The organism is Sorangium sp. So ce726, from assembly GCF_051521405.1.
GTDB lineage: Bacteria > Myxococcota_A > Polyangia > Polyangiales > Polyangiaceae > Sorangium.
This window is the reverse complement of record NZ_CP150349.1, coordinates 4,671,115-4,694,504: the sequence shown is the minus strand read 5'-3', so window position 1 is coordinate 4,694,504 and position 23,390 is coordinate 4,671,115. Positions and strand designations below refer to the sequence as shown.

Below are 23,390 nucleotides of genomic sequence, written 5' to 3'. Positions count from 1 at the left end.
TCCTCACCGCATCAACGTGGCACGAGCCAGGCGTCGAACGGCGCGAAGTAGGCGCCCCCCTCGACCTCGTTGTCGGCGCGGTACAGATCGAAGTCGGCCGGCAGGTCCGGGAAGTCGGGGCTGGAGAAGCCGCGCACCTCCCAGGTCGAGTAGCGGTTGAACGTCTGCCCGAAATCGAACGGCAGCACGCCCGGCGGGAATACCGGATCGACGAAGCGCAGCCACACGCGCAGGCAGTCGGGATCGGCGGGGTCCTCCTCGTCGCCGCCGTCACACGCCTCGTGGAGCTGCGTTACCGCGACCGGACGATCACCCGTGAACGTCACGTGATCGAAGATCGCCGGCTTCTCCTGGATGAACACGTAAGCCAGGATCTTGATGTCATCGACGGTGCCCCCCTGCATGCGGGCCGTGTCGTCGAGCGGGATGGCCTTGACGCCGATCGACGCCAGCCCGTTGTCCACCGCCACGACGTCGGCGAACAGCAGCGGGTTCACGTAGGCACCCCAGAGGACGCCGTAGTGGCCGTTCGACCAGAACGCGTTGTCGCGGTACGAAGGCTGCGCGACCTCGATGTTGTGCCAGATCATCGCGCCGTGCCCGCGGACGTGATGGGCGACGTTGCCGTCGAAGACGAAGTCCGCCGGCCGCCCCGAGCCCCCCTCCTGCCAGCCGAAGCCGGAGACGTCCTCGCCTGTGCCGTCGTAGCCCACGCCGACGGCGACCGAGTCGCGCGCGCCCGAGCCCTCGCCGCCCGACACGGCGATGCCGGTCATGCGGTGGTCCACGCGGATGCAGCCGTCGACGCGCTCGGGGATGCCGACGCGCGCGGCCAGCACGTGGTCGAGCAGCACGCCGGACGGCGCCTTCTCGCGATCGTCACAGAACGTGCCGCACGCGCCGTTGTCGTAGAACAGGCCGAAGCCCACCCCCTCGGTGTCGTAGCCGGCGACGTCGCTGATCTCGATGTCGTTCGACTGCTCGACCATGATGAAGTGGAGCTCGCCGCCCCAGATCGCCGCGTGACGCACGAATGAGCCCGCCGAGGCGTCCTTCTGCTGATGGAACCAGAGCGGCGCGCGGCGGGCGGGGAGCGCGGTCCCCTCGGCGCCGCCGCTGCACGGGATCAGCGGGCCGAGCCAGCGGAGCTCCACGCTGTCGAGCTGCACGTGCCCCTGCTCGGCGACCAGGATGTGCGCGTGCGCGGTGTCGTCGGCCGAGCGGATGACCACGTTGCGCGACAGGTTCGCGGCCTCGGCGCGGCGCAGGCAGTCCGAGCAGCCGTCGTGGGTGAACGCCGGCGCCTGGGCCAGCGTCACCTCGTTCCCGTCGACGGCGGCGATGGTCCCCTCGTCGAACTGGTCGACCGCCTCGTCGCCGCCGGCGAGCGGGGCCGAGGGGGTGAGGACGACGCGATCGCCGGCCTTCCACCCCGACGCGTCATCGACGGTGAACACGGCGTCACCGTCCCCCGCGCCCTCGACGAGCTTCCCCCAAGCGCGCTTGGGCGCGCCGGCCGCGAGCAGGCGCCCGGCGCCCATGACCCACAGCCCGACGTCGCCGTCGACGACGGAGATGGGCGTATCGACCGACTGCGGGCCGTCCCCTCCCTCCACCGCGCTGGGCGTGCCGGCGTAGTCCTCGTCGTGCATGCCGGTGAAGATGATCTCGGCGGTCACGCCGTCGGGGACGCGGTCGTCGGGCGTGCCGTAGTCGACGGTCCCCTCCACGACCAGGTTGCCGTGCAGGGTCAGTGTGGCTGACGCCTCGCGCGACGCGCGCAGCGTGCCGCCGGCCTGGACCAGGATCGTGTGCGCCTCGGCGGGGCAGTCGACGACGACGACCTTCCCTGACGGGATCACCACGTCGGTGTCCGCGCCGGAGGGAGCGCCGCCCCAGGTCGCGGCGTCGCAGAAGGAGCAGGACTCGCCGTCGGGGCAGTCGGCGGTCGGACCATCGGGGCCGCCGGAGCCGCCGGGGTCGCCGGAGCCGCCGGGGCCGTTCCCCGAGCTGCCGCAGGCCGCGAATACGGCGGCGGCCACGAGTGAGAGCGCGAGACGTGTTCGAACCATCGTTCCTCCAGCAGTCGCCGCCTAGGGACACGCCGCCAGGTCGGCGGCGACCTCGGGCGGCGCGAGCGCGCGCAGCTCCGCGCGGTCGTCGTCGGCGAGCCCCTCGCACCCATCCCGCCAGGCGTTGCCAAGGACCACGTGATGATCGGACGTGAGCTCCCCGCCGCCGGCCAGGAACGCCGCCTCGCGCGCGAAGAAGCGGCGCAGCAGCGCGGCGCGGATCGGGCCGGGGACGCGCCGCAGCGGCACGGCGAGCAGGCGCACAGGCCCGCGATCGGTGCCGAAGTCGTCGGCGAGCGCGCCCTGCGACTCCTCCAGGCTGCCGACGAGGTGGAGGTAGGTGATCGTCCACGGGCCGGCGCCGGCGCCGTCGGCGGCGGTGAGGACGTCCTTCCAGTTCAGCGGTCGATCGCCCGACGTGCGGCCCCGGCCGGGGTTGACCGCGGCCTGAGCCACCCACCAGGAGAAGGTCTGCGCCATCGCGTCCGGCACGGCGTCGGCGAACGCCGCCTCGAAGAACGCGAAGCCGACCTCGTAGGGGAAGGCGGGCCCGCCGTCGGGGAAGCCGTGGTCCGCGCCGTCGAAGCCGCCGTGGCGCCGCTGCCAGTCCCACAGCTTGATCGCGGCGTAGCGCAGGAGCTCCACGCGCCCGGCGTGATCGCCGGTGGTGATGAGGATCTCCTTGCCGATCTGCACCGCGGCGGTCTCGAAGGCGCGCGCGGCCTCGAGCGTGCCGTCGCGATCGAGCGCGGCCTGCGCCTCGGCGAGCCGGCCGTCGTCGCGCGTGAACCAGGTCTCGTCGATCCTGCGCGGCAGCCAGCGCATCCACGACGGCGTCTCGACGGGGAGCGCGATGGTCGAGGTGTCGAACGACGCGGCCAGGTCCCAGGCCGGGTCCTCGGGGAAGCCGCCGGGGAACAGCGCGGCGCCGAGCGCCTCGTCGGAGTCGAGCACGGCCTGGTGCCCGGCGCCGGCCGCGCCCGCCTGCTGCGGGCCGGGCTGAAACGGCGCGTCGATCACACGTCCGACGGGGGGGACGGCCAGGGAGCGCACATAGCTCGCCAGATCGGCGGCCTCGGCGAGGGTGAACAGGTGGTGCTGGGCGCGCGCGATCAGGCTGTGGTTGGAGAACGCGAAGTAGGCCAGGTCGGCGCCGTCGTCGGCGTGGCAGCGCGCGCACACCGGCCCGCCGTCACGGCTCTCCTCGGCGAAGAAGCGCCGCCCGCGCTCGATGGCGTCGGCGCCGGCCGACGGCGCGGTCCAGGTGGCGGGGTCGTCGGCGCGGAGGTCGGCCGTCCCGCGCCGCCCCCCGGCCACCACGGCCACGTCGATGACGCGGAACCCGGATACGTCGCGGACCTGGCGATCGTAGCGGAACACCACGCGGTTGGCGCCCGCGCGCAGCGTGCCGTCGGGCAAGGGGAGCGTGGCCGTCGCGTGGCCACCCGACGGCCTGCGCAGCCCCGGCGAGGCGAGGTCGATCGGCGCCGCGTCGTTCACCACCACATAGGCCGCGTCGGCCTCGACGACGTTGTGCACCGTGAGCGCGAGCGCGGCGCCATGCGCGGAGGCGACGTCGCCGGGGACGTCGATCGTGACAGCGACGGCGGCGCCCGGCGCCCCGAGGACCTCAATCGGGAGCGAGGTCGCTGTCGAGATCGCATCCTCGTCTCCATCCGGCGCGCACCCCGTCAGGACCGCGGCGAGCGCAATTGGGGCGAGCCGTCGCACGGCCGCAGCATATCAGCGGCCGTCGAGGGTTTCGTCAGGTTCAACGCCGAGGCGCGACACACCCACATCCATCTCCTACGTCGCCTTCCTCATTCGCAGGTGCAAGCCAGGCATCGAGCTGAGCGCGTCTGGGCTTCTCTGGGCGAGAGACGTTTACTCCGCAATCAACGCTGCGAAGCCGTGGCCCCTTTGGCCCGGGCAAAGCCACCTGTGGCCTGAAGGCTCGCTTCGGTGACGGATGGGGGTTCCGGCGCGGCCGACATGGCAAGCACTGGCACGATCGGTGATCAGGCGCTCGGCACGAAGGCCGCCGGCTGACGGCCGGGCGCGGGCGCGGGCGCGGACAGCTCGCGGCCGCTCTTCTCGGTGAGCTGATTCTCCAGCTCCTCGTACATTCGCACCTTCTTCTCGATGCCGGCGAGGTGGGCCTGCTGCTCGGCGAGCTTCCTGGCCACCTCGTCGCGGTGCGCTTCGAGCAGGGCGCGACGCTCCGAGATGGTGGCGTCGCCCCGGCGCGCGAGCGTCGCGTAGGCGAGCATCCGCTGGATCGGCATGCCCGTCTCGTGTAGCCGGCGGAGGAAGACGACCCAGCGCACGTCGTCGGGACCGTAGCGGCGGTGACCGCTGCGCGCCCGCGCGATCGGCTGGATGAGGCCGATCCGCTCGTAGTAGCGCAGCGTGTGTGTGCTCGTGCTGGTGGCGGCAGCGACCTCGGCGATGGTCAGCCTGCCAGTCGCTCCCGAGGGCACCTCGGCGCGCTCCGCGGGAGGGGGGCGGACGTCGATGGCGGAGAGCGGAGGGCGATCAGCTGCTCGGCGGGGCTGCACTGGACCTCCTTGCCGCGCGGGGGACGGCCGGCGGCGTTTCGGCACCCGTCACGGTAAAAGCTCGAGCGCGCTCGAAGTCAAGGGCGCCCCCGGCCTCGTTTTGTTTCGCCAGCCGCCCCTTGACTTCGAGCGCGCTCGAAGACTTACCCCTCCGACACACACAAGGGAGAAGGCACGATGCGATACAAGCTCCTGGGGAAGACAGGCCTCTACGTGTCCGAGCTCTGCCTCGGCACCATGACGTTCGGCGGGAAGGGCTTCTGGCAGGTGATCGGCGCGCTCGGCACCAGCGAGGTCGAGGCGCTCGTGGGCACGTCGCTCGACAGCGGCGTCAACTTCATCGACACGGCGGACGTCTACGCCGAAGGCGAGTCGGAGCGGCTCGTCGGCGCGGCGCTCAAGGCGCTGGGCCGGCCGCGCGAGCAGGTCGTCGTGGCCACCAAGGTGCGCGGGCGCGTGGGCCCGGGCGTGAACCAGATCGGCCTCTCGCGGGCGCACATCCTCGCGAGCATCGACGCGAGCCTCCAGCGGCTCGGGCTCGATCATGTCGACCTCTACCAGATCCACGGCGTCGATCCCGTGACGCCCATCGAGGAGACGGTGCGCGCCCTCGACGACGTGGTGCGCTCGGGCAAGGCCCGCTACGTCGGCTTCAGCAACCTGCCCGCGTGGCTGGCCATGAAGGCGATCGGCTTCGCGCAGGCGAACGGCCTCGCGCGGTTCGAGAGCGCCCAGGTCTACTACTCGCTCGCGGGGCGCGACATCGAGCGCGAGATCGTGCCCCTGGCGCAGTCGGAGGGGATCGCGATCCTCCCCTGGAGCCCGCTCGCAGGCGGCATGCTGTCGGGCAAGTTCGATCCGGAGAGACCGGGCGGCCCTGACGGCGCGCGGCGCGCGAGCTTCGACTTCCCGCCCGTCGACCGCGCCCGCCTGCCGCGCGTGCTCGGCGCGCTGCGCGAGGTCGCGGGCGCCACGGGCCTCTCGGTCGCGCGCGTCGCGCTCGCGTGGCAGTTGACTCGCCCCTTCGTCACCAGCGTCATCATCGGCGCAAAGACGCGGGAGCAGCTCGCCGACAACCTCGCCGCCGCGGAGGTCACGCTCTCTCCCGAAAACGTCAAGCAGCTCGACGAGGCGAGCGCGCTCCCGCCCGAATACCCCGGCTGGATGCTGGAGTGGCAGAACCGCGACACGCGCGGCGTCCCCGGCGGGCAAACGGTCGCAGATCGCGCCCGCCAGCACCAGACGAACAAGTAGCGGGCCTCATCCCCCGAGGCCTCCGCGGGTCAGTTGCGGATCCAGATCACCACTCCGGGAGGGAGCGGTTCGCTCGGGTTGAGCAACTGGGTTGGCGCCGCGCGCCGCCGCGTTGGCATGGAGCGCGCTTAGCCCCCTTCGGACACCGCAGGAATAGCGCTCTTCTCGGCCTGGAGAGCAGCGCCCTCACGGGTACGCGTGTTGCCAACACCGCCCGTGATGTGGCAAATGAGGTCTCTCCATCTCACATGGTTGACGCTCGCCGCCGTGGCGTGCGGCACGGATCCGGTGGCTGTGGACCCCCGGACAACCTCGCAGCTGGTCCTCGACGGAGGGCTCAGCGAGGAGAGCCCGGTGGTCATCGTCCTCGTCGTCGATGACACGGACACGGCCGAAGCCGCGCAGCTCCGCGAGCGCGTCGCCCAGAGCATGCGCGCAAGCCTCCTCGCCGTGATCGGATCGCGGTGGGGAACATGCGGCAGCCCGGATCCGGCCCAGTGGCACCCCGGCGAACTCCGGGTGGTCGTCGCGCGGCCGAGCGCGCCCGACGCTGCGGCGCTCGTCACCTCGAGGGAAATTCCCGCGCTCGCGTGGACCACGCAGACCTCGCACGAGGAGGAGGTCGAGGCGGTGATGGCAGGCGTGACAGAGGCGCTGGGACTGCGGCTCGCAGAGCCCGGGGAGGAGTACCGCCCGCTACGGACGGCCAGGCGCGCGCTGGAGCTCGTCACGGGCGCGCGCGCACCCGTGGGCGAGGCGGAGGTAGCCCTCGTCAGGTCACTGCCCCAGGGCAGGATCGCGAGGCTGCTCGTCGCGAGCACGCGCGACGACGAGGGGCCCGGGCTCGTCGCCGACGAGGTACCCAGCCAGACAGCGCTGTCGATGACCCTGGACACGGAGGTGGTCGGGCCTTTCACCACGCGCGATTCGAGCTGTTACGCCATCGACGGAGGCAGCGCGCGACTCGGGGCGTGGAGCGAGCTCGTGGGCGCGCAGCCGATCACCTCGCGCTGCGACGATCAGCAGACGTGGGACATGCTCCTTCACCCGGGGTGGGCCGATTGCGGCTTCATCTGCCAGGCCCATCCGCTCGCCGTGGACGACGGAGGCGTGGTCGCTTGCAAGGTCATGATCGATCAGGCCGATCTCGAGCGCTGCGATGCCGCGCGAGGTCGGCGCGATCCAGGCGGGCAGCCCACGTTCGTCGAGCGCGGCGGCAAGGAGCTGCGCCGCTGCGAGGTCGTGCAGCTCGCCGGCGCCGAGCTGGAGAGCTGCCGGCATTCGCTCGATTGTCCAGGATGCCCGGACGGCTTCTGCGCGACCGAGGTGCCGGAGCTCTTGCCGCAATGGCGCTGCGAGCGCTCGGAGCACCCATGGCCGCTCCGGTTCATCGGCGGCGCGATCGAAGGCCGTCGAGGGTGGATCAACATCACCTGCAGCACCGAAGCAGGGGAATGAGAGACGGCATCGCACGGTGCGCCGTGCCCGGTCGACACCTCGTTTCGAACCTGACAAATCACCTCATTTTATCTTCATTTTAGCAAGATGCCATTGGGCGCTCGACGTCGCCTTTCGCGAGGATGAAAGTCGCATTCGAGGCGGGCAGGAGAACATCGGGCTGCTGCGCAAGATTGCGCTCGACCTTCTGAAGCAGGACCAGACTACCAGGCGTGGGATTGCAGCGAAACGCAAGAAAGCTGGATGGAACCACGACTACCTTCTGCGCGTCCTTTCCGGAACCATTCCTCCAGATTGGACGCGCCCGCTCTGGGGGGAGCAAGCCGCAAGGAACAGGAACAGAAAGCAAGCCGGAAGGATGTGGCGCATGGCCGGCCATGCAAACAAGACACGTGTCAGCCGAGCACGCCGCTCAATCCCCTCCCCCAGCGCCCCCTCGATCGCATCCAAGCTCCAGACCGGCGCCACCTCAATGCCCGCACCAGCGGGACAGCGTCGAGCGTGGCCCTATGGGCCGATCGACCCCAGCCGTCATAGCCGCGCAGGCGCGCGTGCAGAGCCGGAGTGCGTGGTTGACCGCGATGACGTGCTAGGTCACGTTGCCCGGCATGGCGGCTGGATTAAGGCATGCCACGCTCGCAGGCAGGACGCTCGCGTACGAGATCCGCGCCAACGAGCTCCTCAACCCCAATTTCATGGGGATCTGCATCGTCGATCCCGACCGCCTGCCCGGCGCGATGGCGTGATGGATATCCTGCGGTGCCCGCCGCTCGTGCTGATCAGCGGGGCGGTCTACGAAAATCACTTCTACACGCCGCCCTCCGAGTTCCTCGAGGAAATACGAGCCCGCAAGTGGCGCGACGAGGACCGACGCGCGGCCGCTCACGGCTGACCCATGTCCGAGTGGCACGCACCCCGATCGCTCCAGAGCACGCTCAGGGACTTGCTCGGGCTCCTCGCGCTGCCGCCTCTGTGGACCGGACGCGACGCCGCGGGGATCCTTGCGACGACGTGTGAAATCCTCGAAACGATGATCCCGATCGACGTCGCCTACGCGGTCACCCTCTGGACCGTGGATGAGGCGCCGGTCGAGGTGCTGCGGATCGGGCAGCAGGATGCGGCCGCGCGGCTCGAGGAGCTGCGGCCGGAGCTCACCGCCTTCTGCGGCAAGGTGATCGGCGCTGTCAGCACCGCGGTTTGTCCGCAGATCGGCGCGGTGCGGGTCGTCAGCATGCCGGTGGGCCTGTACGCCGAGCGCGGCAACCTGATCGTCGGCTCCCGCGCCCCCGGGTTCCCGGATGTGTCCGCGAACGTGCTCCTGCGGGTGGCGACGAGCATCATGGCCACGGGCCTGGACACCGCGCGCGCGATCCAGGAGCGCGAGCAAGCGAACCGGGCCAAGGACGAGTTCCTCGCGATGCTCAGCCACGAGCTGCGCAACCCGCTGGCGCCGATCGTGACCGCGCTCCGGCTCATGCGCGTGCGCAGCGAGGGCCCGGTGAGCCGGGAGCACGCCGTCATCGAGCGGCAGGTCGAGCACGTGTGCCGGCTCGTGGACGACCTCCTCGACGTCTCGCGCGTCACCCGGGGGAAAGTGGAGCTAGACCTCGAGGCAATCGAGATCCAGCACGTGATCGCCCAGGCCGTCGAGATGACGGCCCCGATGTTCGAGCAGCGGCGCCACGACCTTGCGGTGGATGCCCCGACGAGCGGCCTCGTTGTGCGCGGGGACCGCGCGCGGCTCGCCCAGGTGGTCAGCAACCTCCTCACCAACGCCGCTCGCTACACGCCGCCGGCCGGCCGCATTCTCATCCGGGCGGCGCGCATCGACGACGAGGTGGTGATCACGGTCATCGACAACGGGATCGGCATCTCGCCGGAGCTATTGCCTCGAATCTTCGACCCCTTCGTCCAGGGGCGCACGGAGATTCACCGCACCGAGAGCGGTCTCGGCATCGGGCTCGCCCTGGTCAAGAACCTGGTCACCCTCCATGGTGGTACCGTCGAGGTGGCGAGCGAAGGAACGGGAAAGGGGAGCTCGTTCACGGTAAGACTGCCGGCGGCCGCCGCCGTCGCGGAGGCGGCGGAGTCCGTGCCGCCGCCGCGCTTCTCCGAGGTGCGAGAGCGTGTCCTGGTCGTCGACGACAATATCGACGCCGGCGAGCTCCTGGCGGAGCTGCTCCGCGTCGAGGGGCACGAGGTCGCGCTCACGCACGACGGCGCCGGGACGCTCGAGATGCTCGATAGGTTCCGCCCGACCGTCGCGCTGCTCGACATCGGGCTGCCGGACATGGACGGCTACGAGCTGGCCGCGGTGATCGGGCGCCGGCAGGGCGCGGCCGGCCCTCGGCTGATCGCGCTGACCGGCCGCGGCCAGATGCAGGACCGCGCTCGCAGCGCGGCTGCCGGCTTCGCCGACCACCTCGTCAAGCCGATCAGCGTCGATCGGCTCCTCGATGCGATCGCCGGCCGCACACCAGGTCGGTAAAACGCGAGCTACGACGATGAGCACGACAGAGATCGAGATCCCACGGGAAATTACCAACAAGTGGCAGGAGATCGTCGATCTCCTCGCCGAGCTCCTGCAGATCCCCGCGGCGTTGATCGTGAAGCTCGAGCCGCCCGAGATGGTCGTCGTCGCCTCCAGCGAATCGAGGGGCAATCCTTACGCGCTCCAGGAGAGGGCGTGCACCGACGCCGGGTACTATTGCGAGATAGTGATGAGCACCCAGAAGCCGCTGCTGATCGTCGATGCGTTGGCCCACGATACATGGAGATCGAGTCCGGATGCCATCCTGGGTTTGATCTCCTATCTAGGCTTTCCGATCCTCTGGCCCAGCGGGGATGTCTTCGGGACCATCTGCGTTCTGGACTGCAAGAAGAACGCGTACAGCGACCTGTGGCAGAGGTTGCTCGCGCAGTTCCGCGAGGTCGTCGAAGCCGATCTGAGGTGCTTGGTGGCGCTCGACGCCCGCCTGAAGGAAGAGGCCCAGGCCAAGGAGCGCCTGGAGGCGCAGGTGGCCGAGCGCACGGTCGCGCTCACCAGAATCAATGCACAGCTCGCGGTCGACATCGCCGAGCGAAGGCGCGCGGAAGAGGCGTTGCGCGCGAGCCGGGAGCTTTTGCAGGCCATCATCGATAACTCGACCGCCGTGATCTACGTGAAGGATCGGGAGGGGCGGTATCTGCTCGTCAACCGCCACCACGAGGAGCTGTTCCGGATCAGCCGGGAGGCCATCATCGGCATGAGCGAATATGAACTGTTCCCTGCCGAATGCGCAGATGCCTTTCGCGCGATCGATGAGCGGGTGCTCGCCACCGGGATGCCGGTGGAAGCGGAGGAGGTGGTGCCGCAGGACGACGGACTCCACACGTACATCAGCCTCAAGTTCCCCCTCCGCGACAACATCGGCGCCCCGTACGCGGTCTGCGGCATCTCGACCGACATCACGGAGCGGAAGAGGACCGAACAGGAGCGTATCCGGCTCCTCGCGCAGGAGCAGGAGGCCCGCGCAGCCGCCGAGGAGGCTGAGCGGCGCGCGACATTCCTGGCCGACGCAGGGGAGATCCTCTCCGAATCTCTCGATTACAATGAGACGCTCGCGCGCGTCGCGCGGCTGTGCGTGCAATCGCTTTGCGACTGGTGCGTGATCGACGTCGTGGAAGGCGGAGAGATCCGGCGCATCTCTGGTGCACACAAAGACCCCATGAAGGAGCCGTTGCTCGCGGAGTTACAGCGCCGGTATCCTCCTCACTGGGATTCGCCCCACCCAGCGACCACCGTCCTGCGGACGGGTGAGCCGCTCCTGTTTCCCGAGCTCTCCGACGAACGCCTTCGAGAGCTCGCCGTGAACGAAGAGCACTTGAGGTTCGGCCGCGAGCTCGAGGCGCGCAGCTCCATCATCGTGCCGCTCGTGGCGCGCGGGCAAACGGTCGGGGTGCTGAGCGCCGTCTCGTCCGCGCCAGGGCGCCGCTATGGCCGTGCCGACCTCGAGCTCATGCAGGAAGTCGCGCGCCGCGCCGCGATCGCCATCGACAACGCGCGCCTCTACCGCGAGGCGCAAGAGGCTGCCTGCATCCGCGAGGACTTCGTCTCCATCGCATCACCCGAGCGCTACGCGCCGCTCACCCCGCTCAAGCTGCAGCTCCAGCTCGTCGACAGCGTGCTCGACGTGTCGCGGATCGCCCAGGGGCAGTTCGTGCTGGAGCTCGAGGAGATCGACCTGTCCGCGCTGACGCGCGACACCGTGGACCGGTTCCAGGGGCTCCTCGCCAAGGCGGGCTCGCGGATCGAGCTCCGGGCGGCTCCGGGCGTGACCGGTCGCTGGGACCGGCTCCGCATCGAGCAGGTCATCGTCAACCTGCTCAGCAATGCGATCAAGTTCGGCCTCGGCCGGCCGATCGATATCAGCGTCGTGGCCGACGGAGGTATGGCGATACTGTCCGTGCAGGATCACGGGCTCGGCATCAAGCCGGGGGACCGCGAGCGCGTCTTCGAGCGCTTCGAGCGGACCGGCTCCGGGGAGTCGCTCGGCGGGCTCGGGCTGGGCCTGTACGTCGCGCGGCAGATCCTCGCCGCGCACGGCGGCGCCATACGGCTGACCAGCGAGCGCAGCGCTGGGTCGTGCTTCACCGTCGAGCTGCCCCGGGAACCGTCTCTCTCCGCATTGCAGGCGACCAGGTGAGGCGGTGATGCTGACCCGGGCGCGCCCCGGTCCGGCGGCGGGGTCAGCGGCGACGTCTATTGGAGCCAACTCATTGTAATTCTATGGGTCTTGATGCGCCCGCCCTGCCCCTTCTCCCAGCCTCCCTGTGAGTTCTTCCGAGGAGGAAGCAGCAGGGTCGGGTTCAGTCGATGAGGGTCCAGGTGGCCTTGGCGGTGCAGCCGTAGGCGTCGAGCGCGCCGGGGTGCGTGAGGGGGACGAGCTTCGTCTGGCCCTTGGCGAGCGGCCCGGTCACCGAGCGGGTGACGGGCCCAGGATCGCCGTAGTAGTGCGTCACCGTGAAGGTGATCTTCGCATCCTCCGGAACGCCGAAGAGCGAGGTGTTCTTGATCGCGGCGTTCGGGTTGAAGATGCTGGGAAAGGTGATCGAGCAGGAGAGGTTCACGGTCTTCGTGACCGGGCCGCCGCCGTCGTCCCCCCCGGGGCCGATGATCGCCTCGGCGCCCTCGCCCACGACCTCGGCGGCGTCGCTCGCGCCCTCATCGGCGCTGTCGCCGTCGAGCGGCTCGGCGATGCAGCCGACGAGCGAGAAGGACGAGATGAGCGAGCAGAGGAGCAGATTCTTGAGCTTCATGGTGGTAGTTCCTTGGGTCGGGGTTCACGCTCACGAGATCGCGTCTCGCCTTCCTCTGGCGATACCGAGTCGCCCTGGGAGGCCCTCGTCGCTGTCTCGCGGCGTCGCATACCGATAGAGCAACAGGCAGGCCAGGTTGTCGGGGCGCTTCGGGCCGCCTCTCGGCGCGCCCAGGATCCGCGGGAATACCGGCCTTTTTTGGGGTTTTCGCGCTCCATCGCGCAGCGCCCGGGGGGCGCCCGCATGGCGCGGTGGAGGTCAGAGCCCCCACGCCGACGGCGCGAGCCTCCACCGCCTCGCGCCCGAGCACCCGCACCCGCACCCGCACTCGGAGCCCGTCGAGGACTGCTTTGCGGGGTGAGCGCAATGGCGAAGAGCGTGAGCCCGACGATCGCGAGGAGGGCGTCGCGAACACGCGCCCGCTCCCTCTCCAGCCGTCCTCGCTGAGATGCCCGGCGCTCTGGCCCGGCGCGCCGTCCTGCCCCTGTTCCCCGTCCTGGCAGCAAAGGACGAGCAACCCGACTACAGGACGTTAAGGGCGAATCGCAACGCTCACTTCGGGTGACAAGAAGGTCGCTGCGCGCTCCGCTTCCCTCCTGAAAAAGTGAATCTGTATCAACCATTTGTCCGTGCGCCGGAGAATCCGCGATCACGCCACGGCCTGCGAGGTCCGTGACTCGCGCGTCGGTTGTGCGTTCCTTCACAAGCGCTCGACTGGCCTGGACGCATAAGCTAGGCACGCTGAGACCAAACAACGCCAGTTCGCGCCTTGACGTCGACATCGCCCGCTTCAGACTACCCCACTTTCCTGGATGCTGACTGTCGGAGTCGATGCGATCGCTGTCACGACGCCGCGAGATCGGTCGTCGTGACATGTCACCATTGCAGCCGCTGCCGGGTCTGCTCCCGGGGGGACGGTCACACCACAAGGAGACGCACCCGATGTATCCCTTCCACGACACTCGCGCGCTGCACAGGGCTGGCCTGACGACGACCGCCATCCTCGTCGCGGGACTCACGGCCCGGTCGAGCCTCGCTGACGGCTCCGGGCACGACGGTTACCAATTTTCGGTGGTGGCGACGCTCGACGAGGCGCCGCCGGGCGACGGCAGGCACCTCAACTATTTCGAGCCGCAGGACATCAACGCCAGCGGCGTCTCAATCTTCGTATCCGGTGTCGGGAACGGGCTCGTCGGCGACGCGCTGTACCTGCGAAGAAAGGGCGTCAACCAGCTGATCGCACGCTCCGGGATGCCTGCCCCGGGAGCCGGCGTCGACTACGCCAACGTGCGTGGTGTGATGACCCCGTCGGGCCTGAACGATGCTGGCAATGTAGCGTTCGGGTTCGTGCTGGACATCTACCCCTCCGACCAGGAGATCGAACCCGGCCTCGGTGTCGGCATCTTTCGCTACACTCGCAAACACGGCGTCGTCACGCCGGTGATCCTGCCGGGCCAGCCCGTCCCGGGCAACGCGACGTTCCTCGGCGGCTGGGGTAACATCGACATCAACAACCGCAACGAGATCGTCGGGGTGGGCTTCATCAACACGTCGCTCGGGAACTGCACGGACCCCAATGCGCTGTGCTACGGGCTGGGCCGCGGCGTATTTTTGTTCGATGAGCACGACGTCCCCACGAGGATCGCCGCGCCTGGCGACCGGGCGCCGGGAGGCGACAGCGTCTTCGACGATGCATGGGACCCCAAGCTCAACGATCGCGGTGACGTGGTGTTCGGCGCCCATGTCAGCGGAGAAACCTGCGTTGGCGGCGACGCGAGCACCATCGGCTGCTTCGAGAGCCTCTATCTCTATCGTGCCTCCACGGGTACCCTGACGTCGCTGGTGCACCAGGGAGACGCGACGCCGGAGGGCGCCTTGTTCGACGCCGCGTGGAATGGCCAGATCAACAACGCAGGCGATGTGAGCTTCATCGGGTTCGCCGGGGACGATTCGGGCGTGTACCTGCACGACCACAACGGCCGAACCGTGACCGTGGCGATGTCAGGCGCCAGCCTGCCGGGTGGGACAATGACCTATGCCCCCGGCAATCGGGGCTGCCACGGCATCAACGGCGCCGGCCAGGTCGCCTTCTCAGCCGCGCTCGACGCCGATATCAACTTCGATTCGGTCCCGGACACCGGCGTCTACCTGTACGATGACGGCGAGATCCGCACCGTGGTGCGCACGGGGACGGTCATCCCAGGCGTGGGCACGGTAGCTCACGTGAACAATAACGACGATGTATCGCTCGGCTCCGCCTACCCCTGGCCCCTCGTCCACCTGAACGATCGGGGCCAGGTGCTGACGCAGGTGATCCTGACCACCGGTGTGACGCACGTGGTGGTGGCGACACCCGACTGAGCCTCGCGTCCGCGCGCTCTCCCAGCGGCGAGCTGCGGTCAGGGCGGCTCGCTGCCGCCCAGGCGTCCGACGGTCTGCTACTTCAGTCGATGAGGGTCCAGGTGGCCTTGGCGGTGCAGCCGTAGGCGTCGAGCGCGCCGGGGTGCGTGAGGGGGACGAGCTTCGTCTGGCCCTTGGCGAGCGGCCCGGTCACAGAGCGGGTGTAGGGCCCAGGATCGCCGTAGTAGTGCGTGACCGTGAAGGTGATCTTCGCATCCTCCGGAACGCCGAAGAGCGAGGTGTTCTTGATCGCCGCGTTCGGGTTGAAGATGCTGGGAAAGGTGATCGAGCAGGAGAGGTTCACCGTCTTCGTGACCGGGCCGCCGCCGTCGTCACCCCCCGGGCCGATGATCGCCTCGGCGCCCTCGCCCACGACCTCGGCGGCGTCACTCGCGCCCTCATCGACGCTGTCGCCGTCGAGCGGCTCGGCAATGCAGCCGACGAGCGAGAAGGACGAGATGAGCGAGCAGAGGAGGAGGTTCTTGATGTTCATGGTGGTGTATCCTTGGGTCGGGGGTTCACGCTCACGAGATCGCGTCTGGGTGGCCTCTGGCGATACCGAGTCGCCTGGGAGGTCCTCGTCGCTGTCTCGCGGCGTCGCATCCCGATAGAGCAATCGGCGGACCAGGTTGTCGGGGCGCTTCGGGCCGCCACCCGGCGCGCCCCAGGATCCGCTGGATACCAGCCATTTTCGTGGTTTTCGCGCTCCGCCGCGCAGCGCCGAGGGGGTGCCCGCACGGCGCGATGGAGGTCAGAGCCCCCACGCCGACGGCGCGAGCCTTCACCATGTGTCCTCTCAGGTGTTAGCTGGCCCGGGAGGCTGCGGCGGGGTCGCCTTCCTGCAGCGCTGGCTCGAGTGAGGTGAGTGTGGCCGGCGCCCTGCCCGCCGTTGCGCGCCCCATGCGGGTGCTAGGGTGGCGCTCATGTCGAACGCGCTCCGAGCGACGCTCCTGAGCCTCTTCGGCAGCCTGGCCCCCGGCTGTGCCTCACCGGGCCTGCCCGCCGCGACGTCGACGCCCTCGGCGCCCGCAGATCTCGTGATCACGGCCGGCGTCGTCCGGACCATGGACCCCGGGAACCCGCGCGCCGAGGCGGTCGCCGTGCGCGGCGACCGGATCGTCTTCGTGGGCAGCGCCGCCGGCGCGAAGGCCTTCGTCGGGCCGGGGACGCGCGTCGAGGAGCTGCCGGGGCGCGCGATCGTGCCCGGGCTCGTCGACGGGCATGCCCATCTCTACGGGCTCGGGGTCGCGCTGGAGACGCTGAGCGTGCGCGGCGCGAAGAGCGCCGAGGCTGCAGCTGCGGTCGTGGCCGAGGCGGCGAAGGCCCGCCCGAAGGCCGAGTGGATCACCGGCCGCGGCTGGGACCAGAACCTCTGGCCGGGCGCCGCGTTCCCCACGCACGCCCCGCTCGACGCGGCGGCGCCGGAGCACCCGGTGGCGTTGCGCCGCGTCGACGGGCACGCGCTCTGGGCGAACGCGGCGGCGATGCGCGCGGCCGGGGTCGGCCGAGGCACGCAGGATCCGCCGGGCGGGCGCATCCTGCGCGACGCCGCGGGCGAGCCGACGGGCGTCTTCGTCGACAACGCGATGGGCCTCATCGAGGCCAAGATCCCGGCTGACCCGCCCGCCGTGCGCGAGCGGCGCATCCTGCGCGCGGCCGAGGAGGCGCTCTCGTCTCACGGGCGTGCACGAGATGGGCATCGACGACGAGACGGTGGCCGTCTACCGCGCGCTCGCCGCCGCCGGGCGGCTGCCGATCCGCGTTACCGCGTACCTCGCGGGCGATGGGAACCTCGAGGGGCTGAAGGCGCGCGCGCCCGACGTGGACCCGACAGGCACGGCGATGTTCGTGCTGCGCGGGGTCAAGCTGTTCGCCGACGGCGCGCTCGGCTCGCGCGGCGCGGCGCTGCTCGCGCCGTACGCGGACGAGCCCTCGACGAGCGGGCTCTTGCTGATGGATCGCGAGGCGCTCACGCGCGCGGCGCGGCTCGTCGCGGACGCGGGCTTCCAGCTCGCGGTGCACGCGATCGGCGACCGCGCCAACCGCGCCGTGCTCGACGCGTTCGAGGCGCTCGGCCCGGGGCGGGCCGCCGCGCTGCGGTTCCGGGTGGAGCACGCGCAGATCCTCTCGCCCGACGATCTGCCGCGCTTCGCGGCGCTCGGGGTGATCGCCTCGATGCAGCCGACCCACGCGACGAGCGACATGCCGTGGGCGCCCGCGCGGCTCGGCGCCCATCGCCTGAAGGGCGCGTATGCCTGGCGGTCGCTGCTCTCGTCGGGCGCGCGCCTCGTGTTCGGCTCGGATTTCCCTGTAGAAGACGCCTCACCGCTGCTCGGCATCCATGCAGCCGTGACCCGGCAGGATCTCTCGGGCCAGCCCCCGGGCGGGTGGATGCCCGAGGAGCGGCTCGACCTCGATGAGGCGCTCCTCGCCTTCACCGCGGCGCCCGCGTATGCGGCGTGGGCCGAGGGCCAGAGGGGCCGGATCGCGCCTGGATACGTCGCCGATCTGACCGTCCTGGGCCGCGATCTCTCGCCCGATCGCTCGCTCGTCGACACGCCGATCGACATGGTGGTCGTGGGCGGCCGCGTGGCGCGCGCGCCGGCGCCGCGGTGAGCGGCGCGGTGAGCGGCGCGCGCAGCGCTTCGTCCGGACCGCCATGAGACCTCACGGCCGATGTTTGCAAACGACGAACGAAAGGAGGAATCAGCGCATGCTTGCACGCTACCAGCTCGTCCGCGGGCGCCGCCGGGAGGACGATCCGCTGCCGGAGGGCAAGCGGTACGACACGCGCAAACACACGCACCACGTCCTGAGGCCCACCCCGGAGATGGTCGAAGAGTTCCTGTCGGACCCCTCGCAAGCTGGCTTCAAGAGGTTTCGCGCCGCCTACCTCGCGGCGCTCGATGAGCGGTTTGCGGAGCAAGCGGGGCGCTTCGACGCGCTGGCGCAAGAGGCCCGGCTAGGTGACGTGTTCCTCGGCTGCAACTGCCCCACGGCCCGCCAGCCCGACGTCCGGCACTGCCACACGTGGCTGGCTCTGGAGTACCTGGCCCGCAAATACCCGGACCTGGACGTGAGGTTCGATGCGCGGTGAGCGATGTTCACTCCTGCCCACGGCGCGCGAGGCCGCGCGGGCGTCGCGCTTTCGCCGGGAGCGGCGCGGGACCGCGGTTCAGCGCCGCATTCGTGAGCAGCAGTCGTCCGCCTCGGGAGCGGCGGCGGCGGGCCGCGCGCCGGTCGAGTCGGACAGGTCTTCCTGCTCGTCGGGGTAGCGGATGCGCTCGTCGCCGGCCTTGGCGCCCAGCCCTGTGCTGCGCCCCTTGGGCTCTTCCCATTCCTCCTGGCGCCCGAGCGCCGTCAGATCGAGGAAATAGTACGAGCCGCCCGTCGACTCCGTGCCACGCCCGTAGGTCGAGTAGGTGTGGTACACGCGCTCGCCGTCGCGCAGGAAGCAGCTCAGCCCGTGCAGGTCGAAGGGCTGCTTGCCCCCCAGATAATAAGCGGATCCCGCCTGCTCGTGCTCGGCGGGCGTTCGGTAGTTGTACTCCACGGGCGTGACCGACTCATCCAGCGTGACGTGGTAGTCGTGGTTGAAGCGGCTGCCCTCCGACGAGTACCAGGGTACGGGCCAGCCCATACGCGCCTTGAACGGCGCGATCTTCTCCCAGGGAGCGCGCGAGATGAACGCGAACGTGGTGCCGACGTTGTGCCAGTGCCGCAGGTGGCCCTTCGAGATCTGATCGGCGTAGCCCGAGCAGCTCGGGCAGCCGCGATCCTTGGGTTGGCCGTTCTCCTCGAATAGCCACATGAAATGATAGACGATGAGCTGCTGCCGGCCCTCGAACAGATCGAGCAGGCGCAGCTTGCCGTGGGCGCCCGAGAACTCGTACGGCTCGGTCACCTCCACCATCGGCAGGCGCCGGCGATCCGCGTTGAGCCGATCGCGCGCTCTCGTCAGCTCCTTCTCGCGGGTGAGCAGCGCCTTGCGCGCCTCCAGCCACTCGGCGCGCGACACGACGCGGGGCAGTTCGATCCGGGTCATGGGGACATCTCCATTGTCATCGGGAATGGGCCTCGCCCGGGTGTGGGCGCTGCCGCGGAACGGGTTCGGGGGGTGGACTGCCGAGGCGCGCGAAACTCATCGGTGCATCCACCAAAAAATGTCGCCGGCCGCTGCATTCGTGGCATGAGTATTGCCTAACAACTCAGGCGAGCTCTTCGCCCGGCGGGTGCCCCCGCTCGATCGGGCTCGACCGGGAGCGATCCGGGGAACCCCTGACGACCGTCTCTTGCTCGATCGCGCAACGCCGTGCTCCCACGTGTTGCGCAATCCCGGCCGCAGAAGCGCTCGTCGAGCGAGGCCCGCGGGCCGTGTGAGGGCGCTGCTGGCCTGGGGTGATCCTCGCGGCCACGGCGATTCCGCGCGATGTTTCATGGCCCACACACCGCGTTCAGCGTCCATGAGCTCGGCAGCCGGAGCGCCGATCGCCCCTGCGCTCGCGAATGCCAGCATTTGTCGAGTTGCCCGGCTGTCTTCGCGGAATTGGCTTCCTGTCTTCGCGGCATCGACCTTGCTGTGTCGTCCACAGTGAACGGAACGGACCTCCGACAGGTCTCAACGTGAGGTGCCATGGGGACGCAGCATGTCGTCATCATCGAAGCAGCGCGGAGCGGGGCCGGGCTGAAGATCGTCGAATCGGCGGTACGCCTGGGCTGGGAGGTGACGTTCGTCACGGATGATGTGGAGCGGTACACGCCCTTTTATGGAAGGCACAGCATTCTTGGCCGGCTGCCGCGCGGGCGGGTGCTCGGCGTGGGCCAATCCACCTCGGCTCCCTGCCTGGCGCGTGCGCTGTCCGATCTACGGCGCGCGCACCCGTTCGATGGAATCGCCTGCCTGGTCGATCGCAACATCGAGGCCGCCGCCGCTGTCGCCGAGGAGATGCGATGTCCCCATATCCCGGCGCAGGCTGCCCGCGACGCGCGCAACAAGCACCGGCTGCGCCAGCTGAGCGCGCAGCACGGGATCCCGGGGCCGCGATTCGGCGTCGTCGAGCACGCCGGCGCGGCGCGGCGGCTGGCCCAGGAGTGGGGCTATCCGCTGGTCCTCAAGTCCTCGCGCGGGACGGGCAGCCAGGAGGTCCGGCTGTGCCAGGGCGCCGACGAGGTGGACGCCACCTTCCCGGTCATCCGGGAGATGGCGCTCGAGGCGGGCGGCCAGGTCCTTGCGGAGGAGTTCCTCCGCGGCCCTCTGGTGAGCGTCGAGACGCTCACGTTCCGTGGCGAGACGCGGATCCTCGGGGTGACGAGCCGGATCCTCGGGACGTTCCCCTCGTTCGTGGAGCTCGCCGCGGCCTTCCCGGTGCTGCTGCCGGAGCCCCTCCGGCGGCGCGTCGACGACCTGGTGGTGAGGACCTTGCGGGCGCTCGGCGTGACGCACGGCCCCGCGCACACCGAGCTCGTGCTGACCGCCGACGGGCCGGCCCTCATCGAGGTGAATCCGCGCCTCGCAGGGGGCCTGATCGGGCCGATGATCTCCGAGGCGTACCGGGCGGACGTCCACGAGCAGATCCTCCGCATGGCGGTCGGCGAGGCCCCAGCGCTGCCTGCGGCGCCGAGCGCCGGCGCCTGCGAGTACTACGTGTACGCCGCCACGCACGGCCGACTCCGCTCCATCCGCGGCGTGGAGCTCGCCCGCGGCTATCCGGGCGTCCTCGGGGTGACGGTCACGGCGTCTCCAGGCGCGCAGGTCTCGCCTCCCACCGACTGGCGCGGCGAGCTGGCCGTGATCTATGCGCGCGGGGAGAACGCCGCCATCGCCGAGAGCAACTGCCTCGCCGCGCTGAGCGCGATCCAGGTGGAGATCGGATGATCGCCCGGCTGCGCAACCTCTCGCTCCCGGTCTGGTTCATCGTCGCCGGGATGTTCCTCATCAACGCGGGCGCCTTCCTGGTGATCCCGATCATGGCGATCTACTTCAAGGACCGCCTGCACCTCTCCGTCGTCGAGCTCGGGCTCGTCCTGGCAGTGAAGATGTGGGTCCAGTGGGGGCTCGCCGTCGTCGGCGGCATGATGGCCGACCGGTTCGGCCACAGGGCGATCATGGCGACCGGCCTGCTCGTACGGGCTGCCTCCTACCCGCTCATGCTCCTGGCGACCGGCTTCTGGACGCTGCTTTCGGTCTCTTTTCTCCTCGGCCTCGGCTCGGCGCTCTACATCCCGGCGAGCAAAGGCGCCCTGGTCCACCTCGCGGACCCGTCGGATCGGATGGTGCTCTTCTCGCTGCGCGACACGGCGGTCAACCTGGGGGCTGCCGTCGGCCCCGCGGTTGGACTCCTCTTCTCCGGCCTCTCGTACGAGGTCCTCTTCCTCGTCTGCGCCGCGCTCTTCTTCGTCTACGGGGTCCTCTGCCTGGTCCTCGTCCCGGAGATCGCCGTGCAGGGCAGCGGCGAGCCGGACGCCCGACGGGGCACCTTCGCGGGGCTCGGCGCCCTGATCCGAGCCGACGTCGCCGCTCTGGTCCTGGTGATGATCGGATTCTTCTTCTTCTACTCGCAGATCGAGCTGACCCTCCCGCTGTTCGCCAAGGCGGCTTACGACGAGGCGGGCGCCTTCCTGCTCTTCTCGGTCAACGCCGCGACCGTCGTCGCCTTCCAGGTGCCCGTCGCCAGCCGGCTCTCGTCGCGGCGCGGGGAGGTCGTCCTCGCGCTGGGCATGGCCGCGGTGTCGCTCGGGCTGCTCCTGTGCGCTGCGGACCTCGGCCTGGGCGCGTTCCTGTGCGGCGTCTTTGTCTTCAGCTTCGGCGAGATCCTCATCGGCCCCAAGGTCGAAGCGATGCTGAGCGACCGCGTCCGGGGCGCCCTCGTCGGCACCGCCATGGGCCTGCTGAGCCTCGGCGCGGGCATCGGAGGCACGCTGGGCCACCTCGGCGGCGGCAGGCTCTACGCGGCCCTGGACGGCCGCCAGAGCGGGCGCGCCTACTGGCTCCTCGGCTCCGTGCTCGCCCTGTTGCTGGCGTTCGTCATTGTGCGCAGCTTGCCCCGGGCGCTGCGCCAGACATCGGAGGCATCGTGAGCATCCTCTATCTCCTCAATCAGACGGTCTTTACCCGAACTCCCTACGAGAAATGGGCCGACGTGGTGACGCGGCAGGACGTGCTCCTGACCGAGCGGCCTTCCGCCGGACAGGCAACCAGCGCGGCGGCAATGGAGCGGCTCTTCGGTCATGTGGAGCTGTTCGATAGCTTCGAGGAAAACGGCATGGTGGAGCTGCGCGCCGTCGAGCTGCACGAAAGCCACGGCTTCTGCCGCGTGGTCTCGATCTCGGAGTCGGAGCTGCTGCGCGCCGCCCGCGTCCGGGAGCGCTGCGGCATCCTCGGGCAGGGCGTGCGCAGCGCGCTCGCCTTTCGCGACAAGCACGTGATGAAGACGATCGCCGCACAGCGCGGGCTGCGCGTGCCCCGATGGCGTCGGTTCGAGGACGCCCTCGCCCTCGAGGAGTTCATCGCCCTCGTCGGCTACCCGGTCGTGGTGAAGCCGGTGAGCGGGGCCGGCTCCGAGGGGACCCACGTGCTGCGCGGCCGCGCCGACCTCGAGGCGCTGCTCACGCGCGGGCTGCCAGCGGCCCGCGCATTGCTCGCCGAGGAGTTCATCGCGGGCGACATGTACCACGTCGACGGCATGATCGCGGACGGCCGGTTCATCCTGATCCAGCCGTCCCGCTACGTGAATAGCTGCCTCAGCTTCAACGAGGGGCGCTTCCTGGGCAGCGTCATGCTGGGCCCCGCGAGCCCGCTCCATCCGCGCCTCGTGCGCTTCGTCGAGGAGCTCTTGCGCGCGTTGCCGACGCCGGAGCTCACGCTGTTCCACGCGGAGGTGTTCCACACGCCCGCGGACGAGCTCGTCCTGTGCGAGGTCGCGAGCCGCCTGGGCGGCGCGGGCGTCAACGACGCGCTGCTGGCGGCCTACGATCTGGACATGAAGATGGCCTATGTGCGCGCGCATCATGGCGACGTGCCCCCGCCGCAGCCGGCCCCGCGCCGCCTGTCGGGCTGGCTGCTCATGCCGCCTCGGGCCGGCGTGCTGGAGCGCGTCCCGGCCGAGTGCCCGTTCCCGTGGGTCCCCCAGCGCCGGCAGGCCGGCACGGCCGGCAAGCGCTACGCCGGGGCCTCGTCCAGCGTGGACTCCATCGCGACGTTCGCCCTGCAGGGCGACAGCGAGGAGCAGATCACCGAGCGCATCACGGAGCTCGCCGCCTGGTTCGAGGAGAGCACCGCCTGGCGAGAATGACTGTCTTACACGTCGCCTGATGAGCGCAACAACCGAGAATGACAGTCTTCCGCGCCGTC

General features: G+C 70.0%; 17 protein-coding genes and 1 pseudogene. 12 read left to right on the top strand and 6 right to left on the bottom strand.

The window, feature by feature from the left end; translation table 11 throughout:
• Positions 1-11 precede the first annotated feature (11 nt).
• The 3 genes from WME79_RS17555 to WME79_RS17545 all read right to left on the bottom strand — a co-directional run bounded on the left by WME79_RS17555 (position 12) and on the right by WME79_RS17545 (position 4,630).
• Positions 12-2,072, bottom strand: coding sequence for a G8 domain-containing protein (locus tag WME79_RS17555; RefSeq protein ID WP_437537005.1), 2,061 nt, complete (start codon positions 2,070-2,072; stop codon positions 12-14).
• A 21-nt stretch (positions 2,073-2,093) separates the two neighbouring features.
• Positions 2,094-3,803, bottom strand: coding sequence for a hypothetical protein (locus tag WME79_RS17550; protein ID WP_437537003.1), 1,710 nt, complete (start codon positions 3,801-3,803; stop codon positions 2,094-2,096).
• 287 nt (positions 3,804-4,090) lie between these two features.
• Positions 4,091-4,630: a MerR family transcriptional regulator gene (locus WME79_RS17545; protein ID WP_437537000.1), complete on the bottom strand. Its 540-nt coding sequence runs from the start codon at positions 4,628-4,630 to the stop codon at positions 4,091-4,093.
• Between the two features lie 177 nt (positions 4,631-4,807).
• On the opposite strand from WME79_RS17545, the gene WME79_RS17540 reads away from it, so the two are divergent.
• The 6 genes from WME79_RS17540 to WME79_RS17515 all read left to right on the top strand — a co-directional run bounded on the left by WME79_RS17540 (position 4,808) and on the right by WME79_RS17515 (position 12,027).
• Positions 4,808-5,884, top strand: coding sequence for an aldo/keto reductase (locus tag WME79_RS17540; protein ID WP_437536997.1), 1,077 nt, complete (start codon positions 4,808-4,810; stop codon positions 5,882-5,884).
• A gap of 228 nt (positions 5,885-6,112) precedes the next feature.
• Positions 6,113-7,342 (top strand): hypothetical protein, encoded by a 1,230-nt coding sequence (locus WME79_RS17535; protein WP_437536995.1) that lies wholly within the window; start codon positions 6,113-6,115, stop codon positions 7,340-7,342.
• 608 nt (positions 7,343-7,950) lie between these two features.
• The gene (locus tag WME79_RS17530) at positions 7,951-8,088 is read left to right on the top strand and encodes a hypothetical protein (protein ID WP_437536992.1); all 138 of its coding nucleotides are present in this window, start codon (positions 7,951-7,953) and stop codon (positions 8,086-8,088) included.
• Positions 8,088-8,234, top strand: a complete 147-nt coding sequence (locus WME79_RS17525) for a hypothetical protein (protein WP_437536990.1) — start codon at positions 8,088-8,090, stop codon at positions 8,232-8,234. The genes WME79_RS17530 and WME79_RS17525 overlap by 1 nt, the downstream gene beginning before the upstream one ends.
• A 3-nt stretch (positions 8,235-8,237) precedes the next feature.
• Positions 8,238-9,830: a hybrid sensor histidine kinase/response regulator gene (locus WME79_RS17520; protein ID WP_437536987.1), complete on the top strand. Its 1,593-nt coding sequence runs from the start codon at positions 8,238-8,240 to the stop codon at positions 9,828-9,830.
• 16 nt (positions 9,831-9,846) lie between these two features.
• On the top strand, positions 9,847-12,027 hold the full coding sequence (locus WME79_RS17515; protein ID WP_437536984.1) for a GAF domain-containing protein: 2,181 nt from the start codon (positions 9,847-9,849) through the stop codon (positions 12,025-12,027).
• Between the two features lie 163 nt (positions 12,028-12,190).
• Here the strand turns inward: WME79_RS17515 and WME79_RS17510 are convergent, their stop codons facing one another.
• Complete coding sequence (locus WME79_RS17510; RefSeq protein ID WP_437536981.1) at positions 12,191-12,640, bottom strand: hypothetical protein; 450 nt, start codon at positions 12,638-12,640, stop codon at positions 12,191-12,193.
• A gap of 942 nt (positions 12,641-13,582) precedes the next feature.
• Between WME79_RS17510 and WME79_RS17505 the strand changes: the two genes are divergently transcribed.
• Positions 13,583-15,001, top strand: a complete 1,419-nt coding sequence (locus tag WME79_RS17505) for a DUF7453 family protein (RefSeq protein ID WP_437536978.1) — start codon at positions 13,583-13,585, stop codon at positions 14,999-15,001.
• A gap of 82 nt (positions 15,002-15,083) precedes the next feature.
• Here the strand turns inward: WME79_RS17505 and WME79_RS17500 are convergent, their stop codons facing one another.
• Positions 15,084-15,533, bottom strand: a complete 450-nt coding sequence (locus tag WME79_RS17500; protein ID WP_437536975.1) for a hypothetical protein — start codon at positions 15,531-15,533, stop codon at positions 15,084-15,086.
• Between the two features lie 430 nt (positions 15,534-15,963).
• On the opposite strand from WME79_RS17500, the pseudogene WME79_RS17495 reads away from it, so the two are divergent.
• Together WME79_RS17495 and WME79_RS17490 are read left to right on the top strand one after the other, a co-directional pair.
• Positions 15,964-17,656, top strand: a pseudogene (locus WME79_RS17495) (amidohydrolase).
• A 97-nt stretch (positions 17,657-17,753) separates the two neighbouring features.
• Complete coding sequence (locus WME79_RS17490; protein ID WP_437536972.1) at positions 17,754-18,137, top strand: hypothetical protein; 384 nt, start codon at positions 17,754-17,756, stop codon at positions 18,135-18,137.
• A 78-nt stretch (positions 18,138-18,215) separates the two neighbouring features.
• On the opposite strand, the gene WME79_RS17485 is transcribed toward WME79_RS17490, so the two are convergent.
• A complete protein-coding gene (locus WME79_RS17485; RefSeq protein WP_437536969.1) occupies positions 18,216-19,085 on the bottom strand; it encodes a DUF899 domain-containing protein in 870 nt (289 codons plus the stop codon).
• A 588-nt stretch (positions 19,086-19,673) separates the two neighbouring features.
• Between WME79_RS17485 and WME79_RS17480 the strand changes: the two genes are divergently transcribed.
• The 3 genes from WME79_RS17480 to WME79_RS17470 are packed head-to-tail and all read left to right on the top strand — an operon-like array spanning position 19,674 to position 23,331.
• Complete coding sequence (locus WME79_RS17480) at positions 19,674-20,915, top strand: ATP-grasp domain-containing protein (protein WP_437536966.1); 1,242 nt, start codon at positions 19,674-19,676, stop codon at positions 20,913-20,915.
• Positions 20,912-22,117: an MFS transporter gene (locus tag WME79_RS17475; protein WP_437536963.1), complete on the top strand. Its 1,206-nt coding sequence runs from the start codon at positions 20,912-20,914 to the stop codon at positions 22,115-22,117. Before WME79_RS17480 ends, WME79_RS17475 begins: the two co-directional genes overlap by 4 nt.
• A complete protein-coding gene (locus tag WME79_RS17470; protein WP_437536960.1) occupies positions 22,114-23,331 on the top strand; it encodes an ATP-grasp domain-containing protein in 1,218 nt (405 codons plus the stop codon). The genes WME79_RS17475 and WME79_RS17470 overlap by 4 nt, the downstream gene beginning before the upstream one ends.
• Positions 23,332-23,390: the final 59 nt, after the last annotated feature.